The following is a 25,293-nucleotide window of genomic DNA, read 5'->3' as shown; positions in this document are numbered from 1 at the left end:
CCATGACGACCACCGCTCCCGCGCACACCGGCGGGACGACGGCACCCGTGACATCACCCGGGGCGGCGCGCGGGCCGCGCCGCCCCGGGTGGCTCGGACGCGTCTCGCTGCCGTACCTGCTGCTTCTGCCCGCCCTGCTGCTCGAACTCCTGGTCCACCTGGTGCCGATGGTGATCGGCATCGTGATGAGCTTCAAGGAGCTCACCCAGTTCTACATCCGCGACTGGAGCACGGCCCCCTGGTCCGGCTTCGACAACTACCGCATGTCGGTGGACTTCAACGCGCCGGTCGGCGAGGCGCTGCTGCACTCCTTCCTCGTCACCGTCGCCTTCACCCTGCTGTCGGTCGGTCTGTGCTGGCTCATCGGCACCGCGGCCGCGGTCTGCATGCAGGACACCTTCCGCGGGCGCGGCCTGCTGCGCGCCCTGTTCCTGGTGCCGTACGCGCTGCCGGTCTACACGGCCGTCATCACCTGGGTGTTCATGTTCCAGCACGACAACGGCCTGGTGAACCACGTCCTGCACGACCAGCTGCACCTCACCGACAAGCCCTCGTTCTGGCTCATCGGCGACAACAGCTTCGTCGCCCTGCTGACGGTGTCGGTGTGGAAGGGCTGGCCGTTCGCCTTCCTCATCGTCATGGCCGGACTCCAGAACATCCCGGGCGAGCTGTACGAGGCCGCCGCGCTGGACGGCGCCGGGCTGTGGCAGCAGATCCGCCGCATCACCCTGCCCTCCCTGCGGCCCGTCAACCAGGTGCTGGTGCTGGTGCTGTTCCTGTGGACGTTCAACGACTTCAACACGCCGTACGTGCTGTTCGGCAAGGGCGCCCCGGAGGCAGCGGACCTCATCTCGGTCCACATCTACCAAGCCTCCTTCGTCACCTGGAACTTCGGCACCGGCTCCGCGATGTCCGTCCTGCTGCTGCTCTTCCTGCTGGTCGTCACCGGCGTCTACCTCGTGCTCACCTCACGCGGACGGAGGGCCGCCGATGCCTGACACCCCCAGGTCCCTGACGGCCGGTCCCCACCGGTCCCCGATGGCCCCGCCGCGCTCCTTCCTGTGGACCCGCCGGATCTTCCTCACCCTGCTCACCGGGTTCGTCCTGGTGCCCGTCTACGTGATGGTCTCCAGCTCGCTGAAGCCGCTCGCGGACGTCACGGGCAAGTTCCGCTGGATGCCCAGCGGTCTGACCTTCCGCCCCTACATCGACATCTGGTCGACGGTCCCGCTCGCCCAGTACTTCGTGAACTCGCTGATCGTGGCGGGCGCGGCGACCGCCTGCTCGGTGGTGATCGCGGTGTTCGCGGCGTACGCGGTCAGCCGGTACAGCTTCCGCGGCAAGCGCGTCTTCACGGTCACCGTGCTGTCGACGCAGATGTTCCCGGGCATCCTCTTCCTCCTCCCGCTGTTCCTGCTCTACGTCAACATCGGCAACGCCACCGGCATCGCCCTGTTCGGGTCACGCGGCGGCCTCATCCTGACGTACCTGACCTTCTCGCTGCCGTTCTCGATCTGGATGCTGATCGGGTACTTCGACTCGGTGCCGCGCGACCTGGACGAGGCGGCGCTGGTGGACGGCTGCGGACCGCTCGGCGCGCTGTTCCGGGTCGTGGTGCCGGCCGCGATCCCCGGCATCGTCGCCGTCGCCGTGTACGCCTTCATGACCGCCTGGGGCGAGGTGCTCTTCGCGTCCGTCATGACCAACGAGACCACCCGCACGCTCGCCGTGGGCCTTCAGCAGTACTCCACGCTGAACGACGTGTACTGGAACCAGATCATGGCCGCCTCGCTCGTCGTCAGCGTGCCCGTGGTCGCCGGCTTCCTGCTGCTCCAGCGCTACCTCGTCGCGGGGCTCACCGCCGGAGCGGTGAAGTGACCCCCGGCACGCCCCCAACACGCCCTTCCGAAAGGACTTACGTGTCCGACGTCATCGACCTCGCCGCACTCCCGCACGACTTCCGGTGGGGCACGGCCACATCGGCGTACCAGATCGAGGGAGCCGTCGCCGAGGACGGCCGCTCGCCGTCCATCTGGGACACCTTCTCCCACACCCCCGGGAAGATCGACAACGACGACCACGGCGACGTCGCCTGCGACCACTACCACCGCTGGCGCGAGGACATCGCCCTGATGAGCCGCCTGGGCCTGAACGCCTACCGGCTGTCGATCGCCTGGCCGCGGGTGATGCCGGACGGCGACGGCCCCGTGAACCCCAAGGGCCTCGACTTCTACGACGAGCTGATCGACGGACTGCTCCAGGCGGGCATCACGCCCTCCGTCACCCTCTACCACTGGGACCTGCCGCAGACCCTCCAGGACCGCGGCGGCTGGCCCGAGCGCGCCACCGCCGAGCACTTCGCCGCCTACGCCTCGGTCGTCGCCGAACGCCTCGGCGACCGCGTGTCCCACTGGACCACCCTCAACGAACCCCTGTGCTCCGCCTGGATCGGCCACCTCGAGGGCAAGATGGCCCCCGGCCTGACCGACCTGACCGCCGCGGTCCGCGCCTCCTACCACCTGCTCCTCGGTCACGGCCTGGCCGCCCAGGCGATCCGCGCCGCGACGACCGGCGCCGAGGTCGGCATCGTCAACAACCTCTCCACCGTCTTCCCCGCCACCGACCGCCCCGAGGACGAGGCCGCCGCCCGCCGTCACGACGGCCACGTCAACCGCTGGTGGCTGGACCCCGTCCACGGCCGCGGCTTCCCCGCCGACATGCGCGAGGTCTACGGCGTCGACCTCCCCGAGCAGCCGGGCGACCTCGACACCATCGCCGCCCCCCTGGACTGGCTCGGCCTCAACTACTACTTCCCGGCGACGGTGGCAGACGACCCCGCGGGCTCGGTGCCCCACGCCCGCTCCGTACGCCGCCCGGACGTGCCCCGCACCGGCATGGACTGGGAGATCGACGCGTCCGGCATCGAGACGCTGCTGCTGCGCCTCACCCACGAGTACGGCGCGCGAAAGCTCTACGTCACCGAGAACGGCTCCGCCTTCCCCGACGCCGTGGCCCCCGACGGCACGGTCGACGACCCCGGCCGCCAGGACTACCTGGTGGGCCACCTGGCCGCCTGCGCCTCCGCCGCCCGCAAGGGCGCCCCGCTGGCCGGCTACTTCGCCTGGTCGCTGCTGGACAACTTCGAGTGGGCGTACGGCTACGACAAGCGCTTCGGCCTCGTCCACGTCGACTACGCCACCCAGACCCGCACCATCAAGGCCAGCGGCCACCGGTACGCGGAGATCGTGCGGGCGCACGGGGAGCGGGGGCGGAACGCGACCTGAGCAACGCACGTGCCTCGCCTTACCCGAACGGGTGATGTTCGGCGTGGCGGGCACGGCCGGTGGGGGCGGCTCGTTCGACGGGTGACGGGATCTTCCGGCACATCGCATCGAAGGAGGCGCGACATGGGGCTGTACTTCCGGCGCAACGAGGACGGCACGACCTCAGCTAGACCACGCGGCCGGTCCGCCATGACGGGCCGTCGGCCCGGCCGCTAAGTCCAGTCGACCGACGGCGCCGGGAACCAGGTGAGCCCGTGGCGGCGCCAGGCGGGGGACTGGGCGGCGAGGCGGGTGCGCAGGTCGTCCCAACTGCGGGCGGGGCCCGGGGACCAGGCGCGGTCGGCGAGGGCGGGGAGGCGGGGGAGCAGCAGGAAGGACAGGTCGTCGGCGTCGTTCACGCTCTCGCACCAGACCACCGCCTCGAAGCCCGCGACCTCGAAGGCGGTCTCGGCGTCGAGGCCCGCGATCGGCGCGGTGCAGGCGTCGCGCAGCGTCACCGGCGGGTAGAGCGGGTGCCCGAGGCGGGCGCGGCGCTCCTCGGCCTCGCCGGTAACGGCCTCCGCGTAGGGGCGGTCGAGGTAGGCGCGTCCGCCGGAGGAGACCAGGACACGCGCCTGCTGCTCGGCCATCAGAGCGGTGTCCTTGGTGGCCTCGCGGGAGGCCGCCAGGAGCATGTCCGTCACCTGCGGCGGGAGCATGGTCATGAACGGGTGCGCCGGGTCGGGGGCCAGCTCCTCGTCGATCCAGAGCTGGACGAGCTCGCCGGGAGCGGACGCCGCCCGGATCGCCTCCTGCCAGCCGATCGGCTCCTTGCCGTGGGCGCGGACCAGTTCGCGCACATGGGCCACGAACGCCCGGTGGTCCGCCACGGGCATGCCGAAGGCCTCGTCCCCGCCGATGTGGAGGAATCGCCCGGGCGTGAGCGCCGCGAGCTCGGCGATCACCTCCTCGACGAACCGCCACACCTCCGGGCGTCCGGGCTCCAGCCACAACGGCCGGAGCTCGCCCGCGACGAGCTTGGCCCACATCTCCTCGGTCGAGCCCGGTAGGGCCGTCGCTTCCGCCGAGCTCAGCTCCGGGCAGGCAGCGATCGCGGCGCTGCTGTGGCCAGGCATGTCGATCTCGGGCACCACGGTGACGTGGCGCGCGGCTGCGTAGGCGACGACCTCGCGGTACTGCGCCTGCGTGAAGAAGGCACCGGGCTCCTGGCCGTGCGTCAGTTCCGGCCGGGAGCTGATCTCCAGGCGCCAGGCCTGGTCGTCGGTCAGGTGCAGGTGCAGCACGTTGAGCTTGTAGCGGTCGAGCAGGTCGATCACCCGGCACACCTCGGCGACCGAGAACCTCGCGCGGACCACGTCCAGTGAGAGACCGCGCCAGGCGAGGGCTGGGCCGTCGGCGAGGGCCAGGGTGGGCAGCCCGATGCCTGTCGAGTCGGCCGGGAGCTGTTCGGCGAGCGCGACCAGGGTGGTCAGCGCGCGGTGCACGCCGGCCGCGGACGCGCCCACGACGCGGATGCCGTCGCCGTCCACGGTGAGGGCGTGGCGTTCCGCGCCGAGGTCGTCCCCGGACACGGATACGCCGCGCGCCACGGGGATTGCGGCGATCGCCGGGTCGGCGGGATCCACGCGGACGCTGATCGTGCCGGGCCGCGCAGCGCCGACCTCGGCCCGGCCGAGCACCAGCCCGGTCTCCGCCGCGAGGCGCTCTGCGAAGAGGGCGGCGCTCGTCAGCAGCTCGGAGTCGGCGACCACGACGGGGGTGTCCGCCCGGAGGGGGAAGCCGCGCTCGCCCGGGACGGCCGTGCGGGGAATGGGGAGAACGCGGAGCAGTGCCGTCTCCGGGGACGTCGTCATGTGGACCTCCTGATCAGCCAGCAGGGTTGCTGCGGGACCGGCGTCAGGTTCCGGTCCCGCAGCGGTGGTGCCTTGCCCCGCCCCCAGGCACGAGGGCGGGACGAGGCGTCAGTGGTGGGCGTCAGCCCTGGGCGGCCGGGTTGACGGTCACGCCGTGGCCGGGGTCGGCGACGGAGGTCGCGATCCGGAGGGTGAAGGCGCCGGGTTCGGTCACCCAGGCGTGCGCCTCGGTGTCCCAGTGCTGGAACGCCCGCGGGGCGATCTCGATCCGCGCCCGCACCCGCTCGCCGGCGTCCGCCCGCACGGCGGTGAACCCGGCCAGCCAGGCGACGGGCCGTTCGACGGTCGAGCCCGGACGGGACAGGTAGGCCTGCAGGACCTGCTTGCCGTGCCGGGCACCGGTGTTGGTGACCTCGGCCAGGACGACGACGCGGTCGCCTTCGATGGTGAGGGTCGGTGCGTCGATCTGCCAGGTGGTGTAGCCGAGGCCGGACCCGAAGGGCAGCGCGGGCGCGTTGCCGCCGTCGGCCTCGCGCTTGAGCCAGGCGCGGTAGCCGATGCGGAGGCCTTCGGTGTAGGCGAGCCGGCCGTTGTCGGGCGTGACCTCCCAGACCGGGACGTCCTCCTCGCGGGTGGGCCAGGTGGTGGGCAGGCGGCCGCCCGGCTCGCGGGCGCCGGTCAGGACGTCGGCGAGGGCCGCGCCGAACTCCTGGCCGGGGAACCAGGCCAGGACGACGGCGGCGACCTCGTCGAGCCATGGCATCAGCACCGGGGCGCCGGAGTTGACGACCACGACGGTGCGGGGGTTGACCTCGGCGACGCGGCGCACGAGTTCGTCCTGCCCTTCGGGGAGGGCGAGGCCCGGCCGGTCGAAGCCTTCGGACTCGATGGCCTCGGTGGTGCCGACGACCACGACGGCGACGTCGCTCGCGGCCGCCACCTCGATGGCACGCTGGAACTCCTGCTCTGGGTCACCGAAGAGGTCCTTGAAGCCAAGCTTGACGCTGGCGAAGGGGTAGCCGAGGAGCTCCGGGGTGTAGGTCAGGCGCAGTTCGACGGTCCGGCCGCGGCTGAGGTCGTGGGAGACCACGAACGACGGGGGGTTGAGGAGGGCGGCCATCGGGTCGCCGCCCTCGGGGACCCCGAGCGGGCCGGTGCTGACGGTGACGCCGTCGATCTCGAAGGTGAAGCCGCCCAGTCCCGCGAAGCCGAGGTCGTGGCGGCCGTCGCGGTCCGGGGTGAAGCGGGTGGTCAGCTCGAGGCGGGTGGCCTGGGCCAGTCGCGGGTCGCCGAACGAGGAGAAGCGCCCGGACGGGATGGTCTCCTCGCTGAACGTCTCGCCGTCCTGGTCGAGGTAGCGGACGTGGACGCCGTGGTCGCCCGTCAGCGGGTCGGTGACCGTGCCGCCCGCGAAGGGGTGCAGTTCGTCGACCGGGGGCAGGCCGGGGGCGAAGTCGATGGCGTCCGCACCGTAGGCCTCGCGCAGACCGTCGAGCGGCGTGACGACGCGGCGCGGGAACACGGACGCCGATCCGCCGCCCTGGGCGCGGGCACGCAGCGCGTGCTGCCCGATCACGCCGACGGTCAGTCTTTCCCGGGGCGGGGCGGGCAGGGTCCCGTTGTTGCGGGCCAGGACCATGCCGTCCGCGGCGGCCTCGCGCAGCAGGCCTGCGATCGCGGTGTCGTCCCAGGGCTCGACCGGGACAGTCGCCGGACCGCTCTCCAGGGCGCCGACGCGCGAGGCGAGCAGGAGCAGCCGGGCGACCTTCTCGTCGATCGTGTCCTCGGGGACGCGTCCGGCCTTGACGGCCTCGACGAGCGCGTCGCCCCATGTCCCGTCCGGGCCGGGCATGGCCAGGTCCTGGCCGGAGTTGGCCGACGGCTCGGTGTCGCGCACCGCCATCCAGTCCGAGACGACGACGCCGTCGAAGCCCCACTCGTCCTTCAGCGGGTCGCGCAGCAGCGGGTTGGCAGTCATGGTGGTGCCGTTGACGGAGTTGTAGGCGGACATCACCAGCCAGGCGCCCTCCTTCACCATCCGCTCGAAGGGGGCCAAGTAGACCTCGCGCAGGGTCCGCTCGTCGACCCGGGCGTCGACGGTGAAGCGGTCGGTCTCGGAGTCGTTGGCGACGTAGTGCTTGGCCGTGGTCGCCACGCCGTGCGCCTGCACGGCGGTGACGTAGGCGGCACCGAACTCGCCGGTGAGGTAGGGGTCCTCGCTGTAGGCCTCGAAGTGGCGGCCGCCGCGCGGCGAGCGGTGCAGGTTGACGGTGGGGCCGAGCACGACGTCGACGTCCTTGGCGCGGGCCTCGGCGGCGATCAGGGCGCCGAGCCGGCGGACCTGCTCCAGGTCCCAGGTGGCGCAGACGCAGCCGGCGGACGGCAGGCTTGCCGAGGGGTCGAGGTCCTCCACGGCCGCGCCGCGGACTCCGGTGGGGCCGTCGGAGACGACGATGGGGCGCAGGCCGACGGCGGGTTCGTCCTGCAGCGTCCACAGGGAGGCGCCGGTGAGCAGGCGTACTTTCTGTTCGAGGGTGAGGCGCTCCAGCAGCGCCGTGACGAGCGGGGAGGCGAGCATCGCCGCTCCTTTCGGTGGATGGGGTGAGGGTGGAGGTGCGGGTGCGGGTGGGGAGGATCCGGGTCAGCGAACGCTGCGGATGGGGAGGACCGCGAGGGCGCCGAGGAACCCGATCACTCCGACGACCGGGTAGAGCGCGGCGTAGCCGCCGAAGGTGTGCACGATGCCTGCGGCCGCTACGGGCGCGATGGTGTTGGGCAGGGTCGCGGCGAGGTTGAGGACCCCGAGGTCCTTGCCGAAGTCGTCCGGGTCGGGCAGGAGGGAGCTCATCAGGGCCGGGTCGACGGCGGCGAAGGCGCCGAAGCCCGACGCGACGACGAAGCTGGACAGTGCGAGTCCGAGAACCGAGGGCAGGACGAGTGGAATCACGGCGCCGCCGGAGATGAGCAGTCCCGAGACGAGCACGACCGGCTTGCGTCGCCCGAGGCGGTCGGACAGCGGTCCCGCGACCGTGGTTGCCACCAGGATCCCGGGCAGGGCGACCAGGCTGAGCAGCGGCACGGTTCGTTTCGCTTGTTCCAGGGTCAGGCCGATGTAGTCCTGGGCCAGGTAGAGCTGGTAGGTGTTCAGCATCGCGTAGCCGCCGAACAGCAGGAAGCGTCCCGCGAAGCCCCAGAAGAAGTCGGGGTTGCGGACCGGGTTGATCCAGAAGGCGGAGAGGAAGGCGCGCAGCGAGAACGGCCGGCGCGGTTCACCGCGGTTGTCGCGGTCGGGCACGAGGGCCACGAAGAGCACGATCGCGAGGAGCGCCACACCGGCGATGACCGCGTAGCCGAGCGGGATGTCGTCGGCGAACAGCGAGCCGGCGATCGGGCCGAGGATGGCGCCGAGCACCATGCCCAGCCCGACGCCGGTCGAGTAGCGGCCGCGCAGATGGTCGGGGACCCGGTCGGGCAGCAGCGCAGAGAAAGGTCCTTGAAAGGCGTTGAACCCGAACTGCACCAGCATGACGCACACGGTCAGCGCGGCCACGTTCGGTGCGAGTCCGCAGGTGAGCAGAGCGGTGGCGCCGAGGCAGGCGCTGACGAGCATCCACGGTCTTCGCGCGCCGTAGCGGCTGCGGGTGCGGTCCGACAGCACGCCCACGATCGGCTGGGCGACCATCGCGGCCACGGCGGCGAGCGCGTTGATGAACGCGAGGTTCGAGGTCTTCGCGCCCGGGTCCATGTGCTCGACCTGGATGGCGATGTAGTAGGCCGTGACGGAGTAGACGATCGGGGCCATCGGGGCGACGAACGGGGCGGTGCGGAACAGTCGCCGCAGTGCTGGCGGCACCTTGCGGGAGGGCTGCGCGGCCTGCGGGTCGGTCGGCGCGGCGTCGGCCGTCGTGGAGGGGGCGTAGGCCGGCCCGGGGTCGGCGTGCGTGGACATCCGGGGTCTCTGTTTCGTCGGCGTGGTTAGTGCAGGCCGTTGCGGCGGGCGCAGGCGCCGAGCCAGGCCAGGCTGGGCTTCGGGGTGCGCACGAAGGTCTCCCGGTCCACGGCGATCAGGCCGAACGTGGGCGCGTAGCGGCCCCATTCGTAGTTGTCGAGCGCCGACCAGTGCAGGTAGCCGCGCACGTCGACGCCGTCCGCGACCGCCTTCTCCAGGTGGCCGAGTGCCTCGGTGGTGTAGGCGATCCGCCGGGTGTCGTCGGCGGTGGCGATGCCGTTCTCAGTGACCAGCAGGGGAACGCCGCCGGTCTCGTCCCACGCACGGCGCAGCGCTATGCCCAGCGCGTCGGGCCGGTACGCCCAGCCGGTCAGGGAGTTGTCGGGGTGCTGCGGGTGCGGCACGGGGCCGTTCGCGTCGACCGGCTGGCTGGTGTAGGCCTGCACGCCGAAGAAGTCGTCGTCGCGGGCGACGTCGAGGTAGAAGCCCTCCCACTCGTGGTGGACGCGCTCGAAGACGTCCTCGTTGCCCTCAGTGGGGGTGAACGCCTGCTGTGCGACGGTCCAGCCCGCCTTCGCGTTCGTGGTCGCGCGCACCACCTCGACGGCGCGGCGGTGCACCTGCGCGAGCGTGTCCCCGAGCGCCTGGTCGGGGCGGACCTGAGCCATCGCCGTCGCAAGTTCCGTCGCGGCGGCGCCCTGGCTGTCCGTCACCTTGAAGAGGGCCTCCTGGATGGTCGCGAACAACGCGAGCATGTTCGGCTCGTTGATCGTGCAGATCCAGTCCACTTCCTGCAGCGCCGGGGCGATGAACTCGATGTAACGGGTGAAGCGGTCCGCCGCGTCCGGCCTGCGCCAGCCGCCGGACTCCGCGAACCAGCGCGGCAGGGTGAAGTGGTGCAGCGTCACCACGGGCTTGAGACCGAGCCGGAGTGCCGCGTCGATCATGCGCCAGTAGTGGTCGCGCTCGGCACGGGAGAACTGACCGTCGGCCGGCTCGATCCGGGCCCACTCGAAGCCGAAGCGGTAGGCGTTCAGCCCGGCCCCGGCCAGCAGGGTCATGTCCTCGTTGTAGCGGTGGTAGCTGTCGACCGCGTCGCCGCTGAGGTCCGGGAACGGGGAGGTGGGGGCGGTCTCCAGTGCCCACCAGTCCGAGTTGAGGTTGTTGCCCTCCACCTGGTGCGGGGAGGTGGAGGCACCCCAGAGGAAGTCCTTGCGCAGGCCGGCCATGTCGCTCCTTCGCTCGTCCCAACGAAACGAAAAGTTACCAGGAAGGTGGTAAGATTTGAGGAAGGTTAACACAGCGGCGATACTGGAGCGATGGCAACGAAGCGGGGCAGTTACCGGACCGGACGAGAGCGCGTCGAACGCGTCCTCGACGCCTCCCACGAGCTGTTCATCAGCTCCGGCTACGGGGCCACGTCGCTGCGCGACATCGCCGCAGCCTCGGGGATCTCCCACCCGGCACTGCTGCGCCACTTCGCCTCGAAGCAGGAGATCCTCACCGCCCTCGTCGACCGCCTCGACCGCGAGCACGGCGACTGGCTCGCGACCGACGCGGACTCCGCGGGCAAGTTCCCCTCCGCGGCCGAGACGGCGCGACGCAATGCCGACACGCGCGGCTGGATCCCCCTGTTCACCGCACTGCTCGGCGAGGCGACCAGCCCCGAGCACCCCGGTCACGAACTCATGCGGACGCGCCAACGGGTCGGCACCCGCCTGGGCGTGCAGATGCTCAGCAGTCCCGGGGACGACGAGCGCTCGGCCAGGCTGGCCGCCGAGCGATTCGGCGCCGCGTGGGACGGCCTGCAGATCCTCTCGCTCTACTTCCCCGGCCTCATCGACATCCCCACCCAACTCGCCACCCACGAAGACGAGATGAAGGCGAGCGGGTTTCCGCCCGCGCCCGCCCTGCCCGGGCCCGCACCTCGGCCGGCGGACACCGTGAACGCAGACACGCCGCCGGAGCGGACGTCACGTGCACGGGCCGTCGAGGTCGCGGCGCGCCTGTACGCGCGCCACGGCTACCACGGCACCTCCATGCAGGCCGTCGCGGAGGAGGCCGGACTGACCAAGGCCGCGCTCGTGCACGTCGCCCCCACCAAGCACGCACTCCTGGACCTGGTCCTCGCGGAGCTGTTCGCCCCCGCGAAGGACGAGTCGGATCCCTACGGCCGGCTCCGGGCGCTGCTGGACCGTCCCCGCTGGCAGGCCGCTGCGGAGATCGTGCTCATGTGCGAAGCCACCGTGCCCTCCCACCCGGCGCACGCCCAGATGGCCAAGCGGCTCGCCGACAACCTCGCCAGCGCGGCGGACGACCTCGCAGCGGCGCAGTCGCTGGGGGAGGAGGAAGCGCGCACGAACGCGCAGTGGCTGGTCGCGCTCGCGCTCGGGGGGCTGATCGCCTGGCTCTACGAACCCGATGCCATCGACTTGGAGGCCCTGATCGGGGTTGCGCCGCCCTTGGGCTGACGGTCAGCGGGCGGCGTCGAGCTGACGGGAAACTCTCCAGCTTCCGCCCCTGCCAGACCATCACCACAGGTCAGCGCCCTGGGCGGCCCACTTCTGGGCCGCTTCCGGCGATCCGGACCGCCTCCGCAAGACTCGGCGAGGGCGGCCAGGACTTCGACGGCCTCGGTGATGTAGCGGCAAGCGATCGTCGTGCCGATGCCGAACCCGGCGGCGAGCCGGGCATAGGGGTGGCCGTTAGCTCACACGGTGAGCGGACCGAGCGGCACGGTCACGTCACGAAGACTGCGGAAGTTCTCGACGTGTAGTTCGAGCAGGCGGCCCGGCATGGGACGAAACCTATGGGGTCGGTGATCGGGGCGCGGGGGAGTGGGCCGGATGCGCCACCCGCGCTGCTGCGTTCTCCGTCCTGTTCGAACGCGGCCCGGGACGGCGGGCGAGGACACGTTCCGGTGCGAGGGCGAGCCGACATGCGGAGCAGTCCGGGCCCACGCCTCGTGTGCGTGCCGGGCTCCTCGGCGCTTTCGTCACCTGGTGGACACGGGAACGGCCCGGATCACATCCCCGCGATCCGAGCCGGCCCTCCAGTGTCGTGGAACGTCACGCTGCCCGCGCGGCCTCCAGCATTCCCTCGACGGGCTCCGCGACGGACTCCTTGAGGCGGGCCTCCCTCATCACGCCGGCCTCGGCGGCAGCCGCCCGCACCCGCGACGTCCGCCACAGCCACAGCACGTCCCGGCCGAACGACCACACCAGCAGGGCCAGAGCCAGCAGCACCACACCGGTGGTGGCCGGCAGGGGCAGCAGGTTCGCGCCCGCGAGCAGCAGGCAGATGCCCTGGAGGGCGGCGACCGTCTTGCGGGCCGTGCTCGGGGGCAGGGGGGCGTTCAGCCAAGGCAGCACGCGCGCGGCGGCGACGAACACGTACCGCATACCGCCGATCAGCAGCACCCACGGGCCGAGCCGGGTTGAGACGTACACGCTCAGGACCAGGATCAGGAACGCGTCCACCTCCATGTCGAAGCGGGCGCCGAGCGCCGTGGAGGTGCCGGTGCGGCGGGCCACCCTGCCGTCGACGCCGTCCAGGATCAGCGCCACCGCCGTGAGCGCGACCAGCAGCGACACCGGCGGTGCGCTCTCGAAGGAGTCCGCGACCAGCGCCGTCACCCCACCGACGAGAACGGCCCGGCCCAGGGTGACCCGGTTGGCCGGGCCGAAGGAACGCGGCCGCGAACGGCGCAGCGCCCGGGAGAGCACCGCCCAGGTGGCGACGGCGAAGATCAGGCCGGTCACCCAGCCCGCGGGACCCATGCCGATCGCCGGGCCGAGCAGGGCGAGCAACAGGATCTGCGCGCCCGCTCCCACCACGGTCTCCTGCTGGACCAGCCGTGCGTCGTACGTGTTGTTCAGGGCCACCGAACACCCTCCGGACGAGTGACAGAGTCGATCAACGCCGCGTACGTTGTGCGCGGCCTGTGCACTTCTCGGTACGTGAACAACTTCTCGATCGTTCAGGAGGATTCTCGATGAACCGCTCCGCGCGCGCCTTCTGGCTGACCTCGCCGGGCCACGGCGAGATACGCCGGACGGACCTTCCGGAGCCCGGGCCGGGCGAGGTCGTCGTCCGCGCGCTGTACTCCGGGATCAGCCGCGGCACGGAGACGCTCGTGTTCCGCGGCCAGGTGCCCGAGAGCCAGTACGAGGCCATGCGGGCGCCGTTCCAGGAGGGCGACTTCCCGGGCCCGGTGAAGTACGGCTACCTCAGCGTGGGCGTCGTGGAGGAGGGCCCGTCGGAGCTGGCCGGGCGGACGGTCTTCTGCCTCCACCCGCACCAGAGCCGCTACGTCGTCCCGGCGAGCGCGGTGACCCGTGTGCCGGAGAACGTGCCGGCCGGGCGGGCGGTGCTCGCGGGCACCGTCGAGACCGCCGTGAACGCGCTGTGGGACGCCGCGCCCCTGGTCGGCGACCGCATCGCCGTGGTCGGCGGCGGCATGGTCGGCTGCTCGGTGGCCGCCCTGCTGGCCCGGTTCCCCGGCGTGCGGGTGCAACTGGTGGACGCGGACCCCGCCCGCGCCGAGGTCGCCGAGGCGCTCGGCGCCGGCTTCGCGCTGCCCCAGGACGCGCTCGGTGAGTGCGACCTCGTCGTGCACGCCAGCGCCACCGAGCAGGGCCTCGCCCGCGCGCTGGACCTGCTCACCCCCGAGGGCACCGTCCTCGAACTGAGCTGGTACGGCGACCGGCGCGTCGTCCTCCCGCTCGGCGAGGCCTTCCACTCCCGCCGGCTGGTCGTCCGCAGCAGCCAGGTCGGCACCGTCTCCCCGGCCCGCCGCTCCAGCCGCACGTACGCCGACCGGCTGGCCCTCGCGCTCGACCTGCTCGCCGACCCGGCCCTCGACGCCCTCGTCACCGGGGAGAGCGCGTTCGAGGAACTGCCGGAGGTGATGCCGAGACTCGCCTCCGGGGAGATCCCGGCCCTGTGCCACCGGGTCAGGTACGCCGACTGAGCACGGCCGATCATCCGATCCGGGACGACAGGAGCGCCTGGCCCTGAGAACGGCATGAGCGCCTGACCTTGAGAAAAGTGTGAGCGGGCACTGAACACGGGGAAGCGAAGAGCCGTACTACACGGCATCCCCCGGCAGGCACCGGCCGGGGGACCAGACGCGCCGCACCTGGAGGGTCGTCCGTTGTTCAGCATCACCGTCCGCGATCACATCATGATCGCCCACAGCTTCCACGGCGAGGTCTTCGGGCCCGCGCAGCGTCTGCACGGAGCCACGTTCCTCGTGGACGCCACCTTCCGGCGCGAACAGCTGGACGACGACAACATCGTCGTCGACATCGGACTGGCCACGCGGGAACTGGGCGCCGTGGTGGGCGAGCTGAACTACCGCAACCTCGACGACGAGCCCGACTTCGCCGGCGTCAACACCTCCACCGAGTTCCTGGCCAAGGTCATCGCCGACCGGCTCGCCGAACGGATCCACAAGGGCGCCCTGGGCGAGGGCGCCAAAGGCCTGGCCGGCCTCACCGTCACCCTCCACGAGTCGCACGTCGCCTGGGCGAGTTACGAGCGTGCGCTGTGACCGACACGACCGTCCACCGCCCCGCGCCCCTTGCCTACCTGCCCGCGCAGCGCGCCGGCTCGGAGAACGTCGGGATCATCCCCATGTCCCTGCGCACCGTGCACTTCGTCCTGCCGGGCGGCGTCGACGACCCGGCCACCCCGAGCGGCGGCAACGCCTACGACCGCCGGGTGAGCCTGGACCTGCCCGGCTTCGGCTGGCAGGTCAGGCCCCATGCCGTCAACGGCTCCTGGCCCCGGCCCGATACCCAGGCCCGCGCGGAACTCGCCCGCGTCCTACGGGAGTTGCCCGACGGCGCCGTCGTCCTGCTCGACGGACTGGTCGCCTGCGGCGTGCCCGAGATCGTCGGGCCCGAGGCCGACCGGCTGCGCCTGGCCGTCCTCGTCCACCTGCCGCTCGGCGACGAGACGGGACTCGACCCGGCCGTGGCCGCGGAACTGGACGCCAGGGAACGCCAGGTGCTGCGCGCGGTCTCCGCCGTCGTCGCCACCAGCGACTGGGCGGTGCGCCGCCTCGTCTCCCACCACGGCCTCGCCCCCGACCGCGTGCACGCCGCCGCCCCCGGCGCCGACATCGCGCCCGTCGCCCCCGGCACCGACGGGGTCTCGCGGCTGCTGTGCGTCGCCTCCGTCACCCCGCGCAAGGGGCAGCACCGGCTGGTGGAGGCGCTGGCCGCGGTCACCGACCTGCCGTGGAACTGCACCTGCGTCGGCGCGCTCACCCAGGACCCCGCCTACGTCGACCGGCTGCGCGGCCTGATCGCGGAGCACGGCCTGGAGGACCGTTTCCACCTGGTCGGACCGCGGTCCGGGGCCGAACTCGACGCCAGCTACGCCGCCGCCGACCTGATGGTCCTCGCCTCCTACGCGGAGACGTACGGCATGGCGGTCACCGAGGCCCTCGCCCGGGGCATCCCGGTGCTCGCGACCGACGTCGGCGGGGTGGGCGAGGCGGTCGGCCGCGCCCCCGACGGCGGGGTGCCCGGCATCCTCGTACCGCCGGAGGACCCCGCGGCCCTCGCCGCCGAACTGCGCGGCTGGTTCGGCGAGGCCGACGTCCGGCGCCGGCTGAAGTCCGCCGCCCGCGGCCGGCGCGCCGCCCTGGACGGCTGGGCCACCACCGCCCGCAGCCTGGCCGGCGTGCTCGGCTGGCTGCCGAAGGAACCCCGGAGGGCGGCATGACCACGCCGGAGACGTCCACGGGGACCGCCCGGCCGGCCGCCGACACCGGTGCCACCAGCGTCACCGGTGCTGGCGGTGCTGGTGCGCCGGCGGCTGACCGCAGTCGGGGCGGGGCGGGGTGGCCGGCCCCGGAGGCGGCGCGACTCGCAGGAAAGGATCCCTTGGCCATGGCGGAATCCGGTGCGTTCTCCGCACGAGCGGCTCAGGACGCCGCGTCCCCGGCGGTGATCCCGGGGGCCGGGCCCGCCCAGCAGCCCGGGGAGGGACCCGGTGAGCGGCCCACCGTGAGGCTTCGGGAGGGCCCGGCACCGGAGGAGCCGCCCCGGTACGCGCCCGAGTGGCTGCAGCTCCGGGAGGCGGCGGACGCCGCCGCGCGGGCGACGGAGTCGCTCGATCCGCTGCGGATCCGGCTGGTGAACCGGCCCGGCCGGCACGGCGGGATCGTCGTGCACGACCTGGGGTGCGGCACCGGCTCGATGGGCCGCTGGCTCGCCCCCCGGCTGGACGGCGCCCAGCACTGGGTCCTGCACGACCGCGACCCCTACCTGCTGCACTTCGCGGCCGTGGCCTCGCCGCGCGCCGCCGCCGACGGCAGCCGGGTCACCGTGGAGACGCGGCGCGGCGACGTGGCCCGGCTCACCCCGGACGCCCTGTCCGGCGCGTCCCTGGTCACGGCCTCGGCGCTGCTGGACGTCCTGACCCGCGAGGAGATCGACACCCTCGCCGCCGCCTGCGCCGGAGCGGGCTGCCCGGCACTGCTGACGCTCTCGGTGGCCGGCCGGGTCGAACTCACCCCGGCCGATCCGCTGGACGCCGAGATCACCGAGGCGTTCAACGCCCACCAGCGGCGCTCCGGACTGCTCGGTCCCGACGCGGTCGACGCGGCCCGCGAGGCCTTCGCCGCGCACGGCGCCACCGTACGGGTGCACCCGAGCCCCTGGCGGCTCGGCCCCGACCAGCGCGAACTGACCGCCCAGTGGCTGCGCGGCTGGGTCGGCGCGGCCGTCGAGCAGCGTCCCGAGCTGAGGTCGCGCGCCGACCGCTACCTCGCCGACCGGCTGGAGGCGTGTGCGGCGGGGGAGTTGCGGGTCGTCGTGCACCACATCGACCTGCTGGCGCTGTCCCGGCCGACGGACCGCGCCGCATGAGCGCGCAGACGATGCACGCACCTCTCGTACGCGACCCGGAGGCGGGGGCGTACGAGCGGGCCGGAACTCCGGATCCGTCCCGTTCGTGCGACGAGTCCGGCACCCGTGGCGCGCCTGGCGCTCCCGACGCGCCTGGCGTATCCGGTGCGGCAGGTGCCCCCGATCCGTCCCATGCTTTCAGTGGGCCCGGCACGCTCGGCGTGCCTGCCGTACCCGGTACGGCAGGCGCTCCCGATTCGCCCCGTGAGCTCGACGCGTCCGGCACCGTCCGCGCGCCTGGCGCCTCCGACGTGCCCAGCACCGCTGACGCGTCCGGCGCGTCCGGCGCGTCGAGCGAGTCCGGCGTGCCCAACACGCCCCGTACGCACGGTGCATCCGGTGCCGCCATCCGCGGCCGTACCCCGCTCGCGGGGCTCTCCCGCCTCAACACCCGTGCCCTGCGGACCCACTTCGGCACCGCCGCCGGGGTCGCCATCCTCGCCGTCCTGCTGTGGCGGCTGGGCACCGGCGTCTTTCTGGACGGGCTGCGGCGGATCGACGCGCCGACCCTTCTCGCGGCGCTCGGCATCGGGCTGGTCACCACCGTGTTCAGCGCCTGGCGCTGGCAGTTGGTGGCCCGCGGCCTGGGCATCAGGCTGCCGCTCGGCCCGGCGGTGGCCGACTACTACCGTGCGCTGTTCCTGAACGCGGCACTGCCCGGCGGCGTCCTGGGCGACGTGCACCGGGCGGTGCGGCACGGGCGGAGCACCGGCGACCTGGGGCGCGGCGTGCGGGCCGTGGTCCTCGAACGGGTCGCCGGGCAGATCGCGCTCGCCGTCACCGGCGCGGCGGTGCTGCTGACCCTGCCGTCCCCCGTGCGCGACCAGACCCGGCACCTCGCGGCACCGGTCGCCCTCGCCGCCGCCGGCGCGTTCGCCGTCGTCCTCGCCCTGCGCCTGAACCGCGCGCCCTCGCGCCGGGGACGGGCCCTGCGCCGTGCTCTCGCCGAGGCCCGCGAGGGGCTGCTGTCCCGCCGCAACGGGCCGGGCGTCGCGCTGTCCTCGGCCGTCGTCCTGGCCGGGCACATTGGGATGTTCATGGTCGCCGCGCACGTCGCCGGCTCCTCCGTCCCCGCCGGCCCCTCCGTCCCCGTGATCGTCCTGCTGCCGCTGGCCGTCCTCGCGCTGGTCGCCATGGGACTGCCGCTGAACGTGGGCGGGTTCGGACCCCGCGAGGGCGTCGCCGCCTGGGCGTTCGGCGCCGCCGGACTCGGCGCGAGCTCCGGAGTGGCCGTGGCCGTGGTGTACGGGGTGCTGAGCTTCGTGGCCGGCCTGCCGGGCGCGTTCGTCCTCGTCGCCCGCTGGTACGCCGCGATGCGCGCCGGGTCCCGCCCCGCCGAACCGGCCGCGGAACCCGGCCACGCGTCCGGCGGGACCTATGCGCGTCCGCTCTCCGGCAGCTCCGAGAGCTCCGAGCCCTCGGACGTGAGCAGCGAGAAATACGCCCCGAAGGAATCCACCAGGCTGTTCAGCAGTTTCTCGCCCTTTTCCGCGGAACCGAGGGAAGGACGGCCGATGACGCCCGATTCGGTATAGGCGGACATTCCGGTGGTGAGCAGATGCCGCCGGTCGTCCGCGACGAAATCGGCGGACTCGTAACCGGCCCGGACCATTTCCGGATGGGCGTGCAGAAGAAGGGAGGTCTCGATTTCCCCCGCGTGCATGTCGGTGAGCGGCGAGGTGCGCACCCCGGCCGTGTCCAGGGCCGTCTGCCAGTCCTCAGCGGCGGGGAACAGCGCGAGGCGCTCACCGCGCGCGGAGGCCTCCTGGACCACGTTGCCCAGCACGTAGTTGCCGCCGTGACCGTTGACGACCACCAGGGCCTCGACGCCGGAGCGGCGCAGCGAGTCCGCGATGTCCCGCACCACCGCATGGAGGGTCACGGAGGAGATGCTGACGGTTCCCGGCCAGGCGGCGTGCTCGTGCGAGCAGGAGATCGTCACCGGTGGAAGGAGGTGCACCGGGTACGCGTCGGCGATCCGGCGTGCGATGGCGCAGGCGACCAGTGTGTCGGTCGCCAACGGGAGGAAGGGACCGTGCTGTTCGAAACTGCCCACCGGCAGGACCGCCACCTGCCGTGCGAGGTCCGCCCCCCGCGTCCGTACGTCTTGCGTGGTGTCCGCCGGCAGCAGACCATGTGCCGTCGGCCGCGTTCCCGAACCGCTCATTGTTTTCCGGCCTTTCGTCTCTGCTTAGGAATCAGATCATGACAGAAGACCTCGGCGTACTCGGCAAGAAGTCTTCCCGGCGCACGGGCGTGGAGCGCGTCGTGAATGCCCCACTGCCCACCGTGTACGGGAAATTCCAGGCCGTCGGCTATCTCGACCACGACCGCGGCGACGAACAGGTCGCGCTGGTGCACGGCGACATCGGCACCGACCGGGTCCTGGTCCGGCTGCACTCGGAGTGCCTGACCGGGGACGCCTTCGGCTCCCAGCACTGCGAGTGCGGCGACCAGCTCGCCGCCGCGCTGCGCGCCGTCGTCGCCGAAGGCAGCGGCGTCGTCGTCTACTTGAGAGGTCACGAAGGACGGGGCATCGGGCTGCTCGCCAAGCTGCGGGCGATGGCCCTCCAGGCGGAGGGCCTGGACACCGTCGAGGCGAACCTCGCGCTCGGCCTGCCGGTCGACGCCCGCGACTACGGCGTCGCCGCCGGGATGCTGACCGACCTGGGCGTGCGCTCGGTGCGTCTGCTGTCCAACAACCCGCGCAAGCGTGAGGCGTTGGTACGGCACGGAATCCAAGTCGCCGAGCAGGTACCGCTGCTGATCCCGCCGTGCGAGAGCAACATCACCTATCTGCGCACCAAGCGGGAGCGGCTCGACCACCACCTGCCCCACCTGGACGCGGTGGCGCACCTGTCCTGAACGGAGTGGGAAGCCCGGCGGGCGACCGCCGGGGTCCCTCCGCCCCGCCCCCTTGCCCAGGGGGCCCGCGGGCGGGGGAGCGACCACGGGGAATGCGAGGCTCGGCCCCACGGGTTGACCGGAGTATGACTCAGGACACGCCGTACGACGCCGTACAGGAAGCCCTGCTCGCGCTGCTCTCCGAAAGCCGCGGCGGGGTGCTCGCGACCCTCAAGCGGGACGGCCGGCCCCAGCTGTCGAACGTCTCGCACGCCTACGACCCCGACGAGCGGGTCATCCGCGTCTCGATCACCGACGACCGCGCCAAGACCCGCAACCTGCGCCGGGACCCGCGGGCCTCCTACCACGTCACCAGCCCGGACCGGTGGGCCTACACGGTGGCCGAGGGCACCGCGGACCTGTCACCGGTCGCCGCGGACCCGTACGACGGGACCGTCGAGGAACTGGTCCGCCTCTACCGCGACGTCCTCGGCGAGCACCCCGACTGGGACGACTACCGCGCCACCATGGTCCGCGACCGCCGCCTGGTGCTCCGCCTACGGGTGGAACGGGCCTACGGCATCCCCAGGGGCGCCGCCGGCGGGTGAGACGCGCGCCCCCGTGCCGGGGCGGCCGCCGCGCCCGTGCGGCGGTCTCCGAGGCCCCTGGGCGCCCGGCGGCACGGGGCCTGTACGCGCCCGTGAGCCGGGCGCGTACGGCACTCCCCGGACGTGCCTGTGCGCCCAGTGGCGCGGCGCCCTGAACGCACCCTGTGCACGTCGCGGTCCCGCGCGCAGGACGCACCCGTGGCGCGTGTCCGGGGCGTCAGTCCTTCTCAGTCCTTCTCAGTCCTTCTTCGCCTCGTCCGCCGGTGCCGCCTCCACCGCGTGGCCGCCGAACTGGTTGCGCAGCGCCGCGACCATCTTCATCTGCGGGGAGTCGTCCTGGCGGGAGGCGAACCGCGCGAACAGGGCGGAGGTGATCGCCGGCATCGGCACCGCGTTGTCGATGGCGGCCTCCACCGTCCAGCGGCCCTCGCCGGAGTCCTCCGCGTAGCCGCGCAGCTTCTCCAGGTGCTCGTCGTCGTCCAGGGCGTCCACGGCGAGGTCCAGCAGCCAGGAGCGGATGACGGTGCCCTGCGTCCAGGAACGGAACACCTCGCGCACGTCGGTGACCGAGCCGACCTTCTCCAGCAGCTCCCAGCCCTCGGCGTAGGCCTGCATCATCGCGTACTCGATGCCGTTGTGGACCATCTTCGCGAAGTGGCCCGCGCCCACGCTGCCCGCGTGGACGAAGCCGTACGGACCTTCGGGCTTGAGCGCGTCGAACACCGGCTTCAGACGCTCGACGTGCTCCTCGTCGCCGCCCACCATCAGCGCGTAGCCGTTCTTCAGGCCCCACACGCCCCCCGAGACGCCCGCGTCGACGAAGCCGATGTCGCGCGCCTGCAACTGCCGGGCGTGCTTCTCGTCGTCCGTCCACCGCGAGTTGCCGCCGTCGACGACGATGTCGCCGGGTTTGAGCAGGGTCGCCAGCTGGTCGATGACACCCTGGGTGGCGGCGCCGGCCGGCACCATCACCCAGACCGTGCGCGGTGCCTCGAGCCGGTCCACGAGATCGACCAGGCCGTCCACGTCGGAGAGGTCCGGATCGCGGTCGTAGCCCACCACGGTGAGGCCGGCGTCGCGGAGGCGTTCCCGCATGTTGCCGCCCATCTTGCCGAGGCCGACGAGACCCAACTGCATCGCTGCCATGTCAGTTCACTTCCTGCCGGATGTCGGACATTCAGACGGTCTCCTTGGCGCTCTCGCCGCGCAGGGCGACCGCGTACATCTCGTCGGCGTCGAGGCGGCGCAGCTCCTCGGCGATGAGTTCGGACAGGGGGCGGACCTTCAGCGCGAGGGTGCGCGGCGGCTGGCCCGGCAGGGTCAGCGTGGCCAGCGGGCCCTCGGGCCGGTCGATGACGACCTCCCCGTTGTCGGTGCCCAGCCGCACGGCCGTGACGACCGGGCCGCCGGAGACCACGCGGTCCGCCCGCACGCCCAGCCGGGCCTCCAGCCAGCGGGCCAGCAGCTCCGCGCTCGGGTTGTCCGCCTCGGCCTCCACGGCCGCCGACACCACCCGCACCCGGGCCTGGTCCAGGGCCGCGGCCAGCATCGAGCGCCAGGGGGTGAGCCGGGTCCAGGCGAGGTCGGTGTCGCCGGGGGAGTAGTTGCGCACGCGCGTCTGAAGGATCTCCAGCGGGCGCTCGAAGGCGTACAGGTCGGTGATCCTGCGCTGCGCCAGCCGGCCCAGCGGGTCCTTCGCGGGGTTCTCGGGCGCGTCCACCGGCCACCAGACGACGACCGGCGCGTCCGGCAGCAGCAGCGGCAGCACCACCGAGTCGGCGTGGTCGGACACCTCGCCGTAGGTGCGCAGGACGACCGTCTCACCCGTACCGGCCTCGGAGCCGACCCGTACCTCCGCGTCCAGCCGGGAGTGCGTGCGGTCGCGCAGGGTGCGGGCGTGCCGCTTGATGACGAGCAGGGTGCGCGAGGGGTGCTCGCGCGAGGCCTCCTCGGCCGCCTTGAGCGCGTCGTAGGCGTTCTCCTCGTCCGTGACGATGACCATCGTCAGGACCATGCCCACGGCGGGTGTGCCGATGGCGCGGCGGCCCCGCATCAGCGCCTTGTTGATGTCCCCCGCGGTGGTGTCGGTCAGGTCGATCTTCATGGCCTGCGCCAGCTCCGTCCGTCTCGTGCGAGTATCTCGTCGGCCTCCGGCGGGCCCCACGTGCCCGCCGGGTACTGCGCCGGCCTGCCGTGGTCGTCCCAGTACGCCTCCACCGGATCGAGGATCTTCCAGGACTCCTCCACTTCCTGGGGGCGGGGGAACAGGTTGGCGTCGCCGAGCAGTACGTCCAGGATGAGGCGTTCGTACGCCTCCGGGCTGGACTCCGTGAAGGACTCACCGTAGGCGAAGTCCATCGTCACGTCCCGGATCTCCATGGAGGTGCCCGGCACCTTGGAGCCGAACCGGACCGTCATGCCCTCGTCCGGCTGGACGCGGATCACGATCGCGTTCTCGCCCAGCTCCTCGGTGGCCGAGGTGTCGAAGGGGGAGTGCGGGGCCCGCTGGAAGACCACCGCGATCTCGGTGACCCGGCGGCCCAGGCGCTTGCCGGTGCGCAGGTAGAACGGGACACCGGCCCAGCGGCGGTTGTCGATCTCGAGTCGCAGCGCCGCGTAGGTGTCGGTCCTCGAGTGCGGGTCGATGCCCTCCTCCTGGAGGTAGCCGACGACCTGGCTGCCCCCTTGCCAGCCCGACGCGTACTGGGCGCGTACGGTGTGGGTGCCCAGGTCCTCGGGCAGCCGCACCGACTTCAGCACCTTCAGCTTCTCGGTGAGCAGCGCCTCGGCGTCGAAGGCGATGGGTTCCTCCATCGCGGTGAGCGCCATCAGCTGCAGCAGGTGGTTCTGGACGACGTCGCGGGCGGCGCCGATGCCGTCGTAGTAGCCGGCCCGGCCGCCGATGCCGATGTCCTCGGCCATCGTGATCTGCACGTGATCGACGTAGGAGCGGTTCCAGACCGGCTCGTACATCTGGTTGGCGAAGCGCAGGGCCAGGATGTTCTGGACGGTCTCCTTGCCCAGGTAGTGGTCGATGCGGAAGACCTGCTCCGGGGCGAAGACCTCGTGCACGATCCGGTTCAGCTCCCGGGCGCTGGCCAGGTCGTGCCCGAACGGCTTTTCGATGACCGCGCGCCGCCAGGCGCCCTGCGGGCCCTTGGCCAGGCCGTGCTTCTTCAGCTGCTGTACGACCTTGGGGAAGAACCTGGGCGGTACGGAGAGGTAGAAGGCGAAGTTGCCGGCCGTGCCGCGGGAGGAGTCCAGGTCCGCCACCGCCTCGCGCAGGCGCTTGAACGCCGTGTCGTCGTCGAAGTCGCCGGGGACGAAGCGCATGCCCTCGGAGAGCTGCTGCCAGACCTCCTCGCGGAACGGCGTGCGCGCGTACTCCTCGACCGCGTCGTGCACCACCTGCGCGAAGTCCTGGTCCTCCCACTCCCGCCGGGCGAAGCCGACCAGGGAGAAGCCCGGGGGCAGCAGGCCGCGGTTGGCCAGGTCGTACACGGCGGGCATCAGCTTCTTGCGGGACAGGTCCCCGGTGACACCGAAGATCACGAGCCCGGACGGCCCCGCGATCCGTGGCAGCCGCCGGTCCCGTGGGTCACGCAGCGGATTCACCCAGTCGGCGGCCGCCGCCACCGGCACCCGGACCTCGGCACCCGCGTCCGGCGCCTGGTGCCCCTTGGCACGGGAGGCCCCGTTCCCGGTCGCGGTCCTGCGGCCGGGCCGCGCGGACGGCGCCTCCGGCGCCCGCGCGCGCGGAGTCGCCTGGCCGCGCGTGACCGCAGGGGCCTGGCTGTCCGTGGGGCCGGGGCTGGGGTCGGGGCCGTTGCCTGGGCTGGGGCCGGAGCCGGCGGGGCCTTGGTCGGGGCCGGGACCATGGCCGGAGTCGGAGCTGGGGCTGGGGCCGGAGCGGGAGCCGGCGGGGCCTTGGCCGGGGCCGGGACCGGAGCCGGCGGCCGGTGGTCCGCTGTCGGCCGCCCGGGAGGCCTGTGCCGCCGCCTCGGTGGGCTTCTTGCTCATTCCACGTCAACTCCCTTGCCGTCGAAGGACCTGGCCACCGCGTCCAGTGGGTCGCCGCGCGGCGTGCCTTTGGCGCGGTGACCACCGTGCCGGGCGCGACCGGCTCGTCCGTCTCCAGGGTGTCCTCGTAATACAGGGTGTCCTCGTACGGCGCATCCCTCACCTCGATCCGCGGATCCGCCCGATTAGCCTGTGGGCCCGGTGACGGTGATCCAAGACGGGAGACATGCGTGATCATCTGGGTGAACGGCGCCTTCGGGAGTGGGAAGACCACCCTGGGCGACGAGTTGCACCGGCGCTGGCCTGCTGCTTTGGTCTATGACCCGGAGCAGATCGGTTACGTGTTGCGGGGCATCGTCGAGGTGCCGACCGGGAACTTTCAGGACCTGCGCCTGTGGCGCCGGCAGGTGGCCGGCATGGCCGTGGGCCTGCTGGAGGAGTACGAACGTCCGATCCTGGTTCCGATGACGCTGGCCGACCCGGGGTACGTCGCCGAGATCTTCGGCGCGTTGGAAGAAGCGGGAGCGACCGTCCACCACTTCTTCCTCAAGGTTCTGCCCGAGGTCCTGGCGCGGCGGATCGACGCCCGGAGCGTCGCGCCGCACGATCCTGAACGTGACGAGGCCGTCCGGCAGTGGTGCAAGGCCCGGATCGAGCAGTGCGCGGCCGCGGCGGACGCCTTGCCGGCGGACACGATCTTCCTGGACGGCGAGCGCCCCTGCCAGGAACTGGCCGACGAGGTCCTGACGCGCGTCGGGGTGGGAGTGGCCCCGTAGGCGGCGGCCACGACACGGCGCCGGGGCCCCACGCACG

Annotated in this window: 20 protein-coding genes and 2 pseudogenes; 12 read left to right on the top strand and 10 right to left on the bottom strand. The window is 72.5% G+C overall.

Annotated elements, in window-relative coordinates; genetic code table 11:
- Nucleotides 1–2 precede the first annotated feature (2 nt).
- From ACTYVM_RS23795 to ACTYVM_RS23785, 3 genes are read left to right on the top strand one after another with little or no spacing between them, the layout of a single operon-like run.
- A complete protein-coding gene (locus tag ACTYVM_RS23795; RefSeq protein ID WP_445527888.1) occupies nucleotides 3–998 on the top strand; it encodes a carbohydrate ABC transporter permease in 996 nt (331 codons plus the stop codon).
- Nucleotides 991–1,878 (top strand): carbohydrate ABC transporter permease, encoded by an 888-nt coding sequence (locus ACTYVM_RS23790; protein WP_445527887.1) that lies wholly within the window; start codon nucleotides 991–993, stop codon nucleotides 1,876–1,878. The genes ACTYVM_RS23795 and ACTYVM_RS23790 overlap by 8 nt, the downstream gene beginning before the upstream one ends.
- Nucleotides 1,879–1,919: 41 nt before the next feature.
- Entirely contained in the window at nucleotides 1,920–3,284 is a 1,365-nt protein-coding gene (locus ACTYVM_RS23785; protein ID WP_445527886.1) for a GH1 family beta-glucosidase, read from the top strand.
- Nucleotides 3,285–3,496: 212 nt separating this feature from the next.
- Here the strand turns inward: ACTYVM_RS23785 and ACTYVM_RS23780 are convergent, their stop codons facing one another.
- From ACTYVM_RS23780 to ACTYVM_RS23765, 4 genes are all read right to left on the bottom strand, one after another.
- Nucleotides 3,497–5,137: a family 20 glycosylhydrolase gene (locus tag ACTYVM_RS23780; protein ID WP_445527885.1), complete on the bottom strand. Its 1,641-nt coding sequence runs from the start codon at nucleotides 5,135–5,137 to the stop codon at nucleotides 3,497–3,499.
- A gap of 121 nt (nucleotides 5,138–5,258) precedes the next feature.
- Nucleotides 5,259–7,715, bottom strand: coding sequence for a beta-glucosidase family protein (locus ACTYVM_RS23775; protein ID WP_445527884.1), 2,457 nt, complete (start codon nucleotides 7,713–7,715; stop codon nucleotides 5,259–5,261).
- 63 nt (nucleotides 7,716–7,778) lie between these two features.
- The gene (locus ACTYVM_RS23770) at nucleotides 7,779–9,086 is read right to left on the bottom strand and encodes an MFS transporter (protein WP_445527883.1); all 1,308 of its coding nucleotides are present in this window, start codon (nucleotides 9,084–9,086) and stop codon (nucleotides 7,779–7,781) included.
- A gap of 26 nt (nucleotides 9,087–9,112) precedes the next feature.
- Nucleotides 9,113–10,315 carry a glycoside hydrolase family 1 protein gene (locus ACTYVM_RS23765; protein ID WP_445527882.1) on the bottom strand — a complete coding sequence of 401 codons (1,203 nt, stop codon included), beginning with the start codon at nucleotides 10,313–10,315 and terminating at the stop codon, nucleotides 9,113–9,115.
- A 90-nt stretch (nucleotides 10,316–10,405) separates the two neighbouring features.
- Between ACTYVM_RS23765 and ACTYVM_RS23760 the strand changes: the two genes are divergently transcribed.
- Nucleotides 10,406–11,557 carry a TetR/AcrR family transcriptional regulator gene (locus tag ACTYVM_RS23760; protein ID WP_445527881.1) on the top strand — a complete coding sequence of 384 codons (1,152 nt, stop codon included), beginning with the start codon at nucleotides 10,406–10,408 and terminating at the stop codon, nucleotides 11,555–11,557.
- A gap of 100 nt (nucleotides 11,558–11,657) precedes the next feature.
- Here the strand turns inward: ACTYVM_RS23760 and ACTYVM_RS23755 are convergent.
- Nucleotides 11,658–11,793: pseudogene (locus tag ACTYVM_RS23755) on the bottom strand (helix-turn-helix domain-containing protein); the annotation flags it as partial.
- Between the two features lie 361 nt (nucleotides 11,794–12,154).
- Complete coding sequence (locus ACTYVM_RS23750; RefSeq protein ID WP_445527880.1) at nucleotides 12,155–12,970, bottom strand: CDP-alcohol phosphatidyltransferase family protein; 816 nt, start codon at nucleotides 12,968–12,970, stop codon at nucleotides 12,155–12,157.
- Nucleotides 12,971–13,080: 110 nt separating this feature from the next.
- Here ACTYVM_RS23750 and ACTYVM_RS23745 point away from each other — a divergent pair, with 110 nt between their 5' ends.
- The 5 genes and pseudogenes from ACTYVM_RS23745 to ACTYVM_RS23725 all read left to right on the top strand — a co-directional run.
- Nucleotides 13,081–14,058, top strand: a complete 978-nt coding sequence (locus ACTYVM_RS23745; RefSeq protein ID WP_445527879.1) for a zinc-dependent alcohol dehydrogenase — start codon at nucleotides 13,081–13,083, stop codon at nucleotides 14,056–14,058.
- 183 nt (nucleotides 14,059–14,241) lie between these two features.
- A complete protein-coding gene (locus tag ACTYVM_RS23740; protein ID WP_400031189.1) occupies nucleotides 14,242–14,640 on the top strand; it encodes a 6-pyruvoyl trahydropterin synthase family protein in 399 nt (132 codons plus the stop codon).
- Complete coding sequence (locus ACTYVM_RS23735; RefSeq protein WP_445527878.1) at nucleotides 14,637–15,821, top strand: glycosyltransferase family 4 protein; 1,185 nt, start codon at nucleotides 14,637–14,639, stop codon at nucleotides 15,819–15,821. Before ACTYVM_RS23740 ends, ACTYVM_RS23735 begins: the two co-directional genes overlap by 4 nt.
- A 167-nt stretch (nucleotides 15,822–15,988) precedes the next feature.
- Nucleotides 15,989–16,969: a methyltransferase domain-containing protein gene (locus ACTYVM_RS23730; RefSeq protein ID WP_445527877.1), complete on the top strand. Its 981-nt coding sequence runs from the start codon at nucleotides 15,989–15,991 to the stop codon at nucleotides 16,967–16,969.
- A pseudogene (locus tag ACTYVM_RS23725) lies at nucleotides 16,966–18,216 on the top strand (lysylphosphatidylglycerol synthase transmembrane domain-containing protein); the annotation flags it as partial. The gene ACTYVM_RS23730 and the pseudogene ACTYVM_RS23725, both read left to right, overlap by 4 nt.
- A 167-nt stretch (nucleotides 18,217–18,383) precedes the next feature.
- On the opposite strand, the gene ACTYVM_RS23720 reads toward ACTYVM_RS23725, so the two are convergent.
- Complete coding sequence (locus tag ACTYVM_RS23720) at nucleotides 18,384–19,175, bottom strand: creatininase family protein (RefSeq protein ID WP_445527876.1); 792 nt, start codon at nucleotides 19,173–19,175, stop codon at nucleotides 18,384–18,386.
- Between the two features lie 38 nt (nucleotides 19,176–19,213).
- On the opposite strand from ACTYVM_RS23720, the gene ribA reads away from it, so the two are divergent.
- Together ribA and ACTYVM_RS23710 are read left to right on the top strand one after the other, a co-directional pair.
- On the top strand, nucleotides 19,214–19,873 hold the full coding sequence (ribA, locus tag ACTYVM_RS23715; protein ID WP_400031197.1) for a GTP cyclohydrolase II: 660 nt from the start codon (nucleotides 19,214–19,216) through the stop codon (nucleotides 19,871–19,873).
- A gap of 125 nt (nucleotides 19,874–19,998) precedes the next feature.
- On the top strand, nucleotides 19,999–20,460 hold the full coding sequence (locus ACTYVM_RS23710) for a PPOX class F420-dependent oxidoreductase (RefSeq protein ID WP_445527875.1): 462 nt from the start codon (nucleotides 19,999–20,001) through the stop codon (nucleotides 20,458–20,460).
- Nucleotides 20,461–20,697: 237 nt separating this feature from the next.
- On the opposite strand, the gene gnd is transcribed toward ACTYVM_RS23710, so the two are convergent.
- The 3 genes from gnd to zwf are packed head-to-tail and all read right to left on the bottom strand — an operon-like array spanning nucleotide 20,698 to nucleotide 24,480.
- Entirely contained in the window at nucleotides 20,698–21,597 is a 900-nt protein-coding gene (gnd, locus tag ACTYVM_RS23705) for a phosphogluconate dehydrogenase (NAD(+)-dependent, decarboxylating) (protein WP_445527924.1), read from the bottom strand.
- Nucleotides 21,598–21,637: 40 nt separating this feature from the next.
- Nucleotides 21,638–22,564: a glucose-6-phosphate dehydrogenase assembly protein OpcA gene (gene opcA / locus ACTYVM_RS23700; RefSeq protein WP_445527874.1), complete on the bottom strand. Its 927-nt coding sequence runs from the start codon at nucleotides 22,562–22,564 to the stop codon at nucleotides 21,638–21,640.
- Nucleotides 22,561–24,480 (bottom strand): glucose-6-phosphate dehydrogenase, encoded by a 1,920-nt coding sequence (gene zwf / locus ACTYVM_RS23695; protein ID WP_445527873.1) that lies wholly within the window; start codon nucleotides 24,478–24,480, stop codon nucleotides 22,561–22,563. The genes opcA and zwf overlap by 4 nt, the downstream gene beginning before the upstream one ends.
- Nucleotides 24,481–24,710: 230 nt before the next feature.
- On the opposite strand from zwf, the gene ACTYVM_RS23690 reads away from it, so the two are divergent.
- A complete protein-coding gene (locus ACTYVM_RS23690) occupies nucleotides 24,711–25,256 on the top strand; it encodes a P-loop nucleotide/nucleoside kinase family protein (protein ID WP_445527872.1) in 546 nt (181 codons plus the stop codon).
- The last annotated feature ends 37 nt before the right edge of the window (nucleotides 25,257–25,293 follow it).

Source organism: Streptomyces cyslabdanicus, from assembly GCF_052663305.1.
The sequence above is the reverse complement of the archived record's forward strand: the minus strand, read 5'-3'. Positions and strand labels throughout refer to the sequence as shown.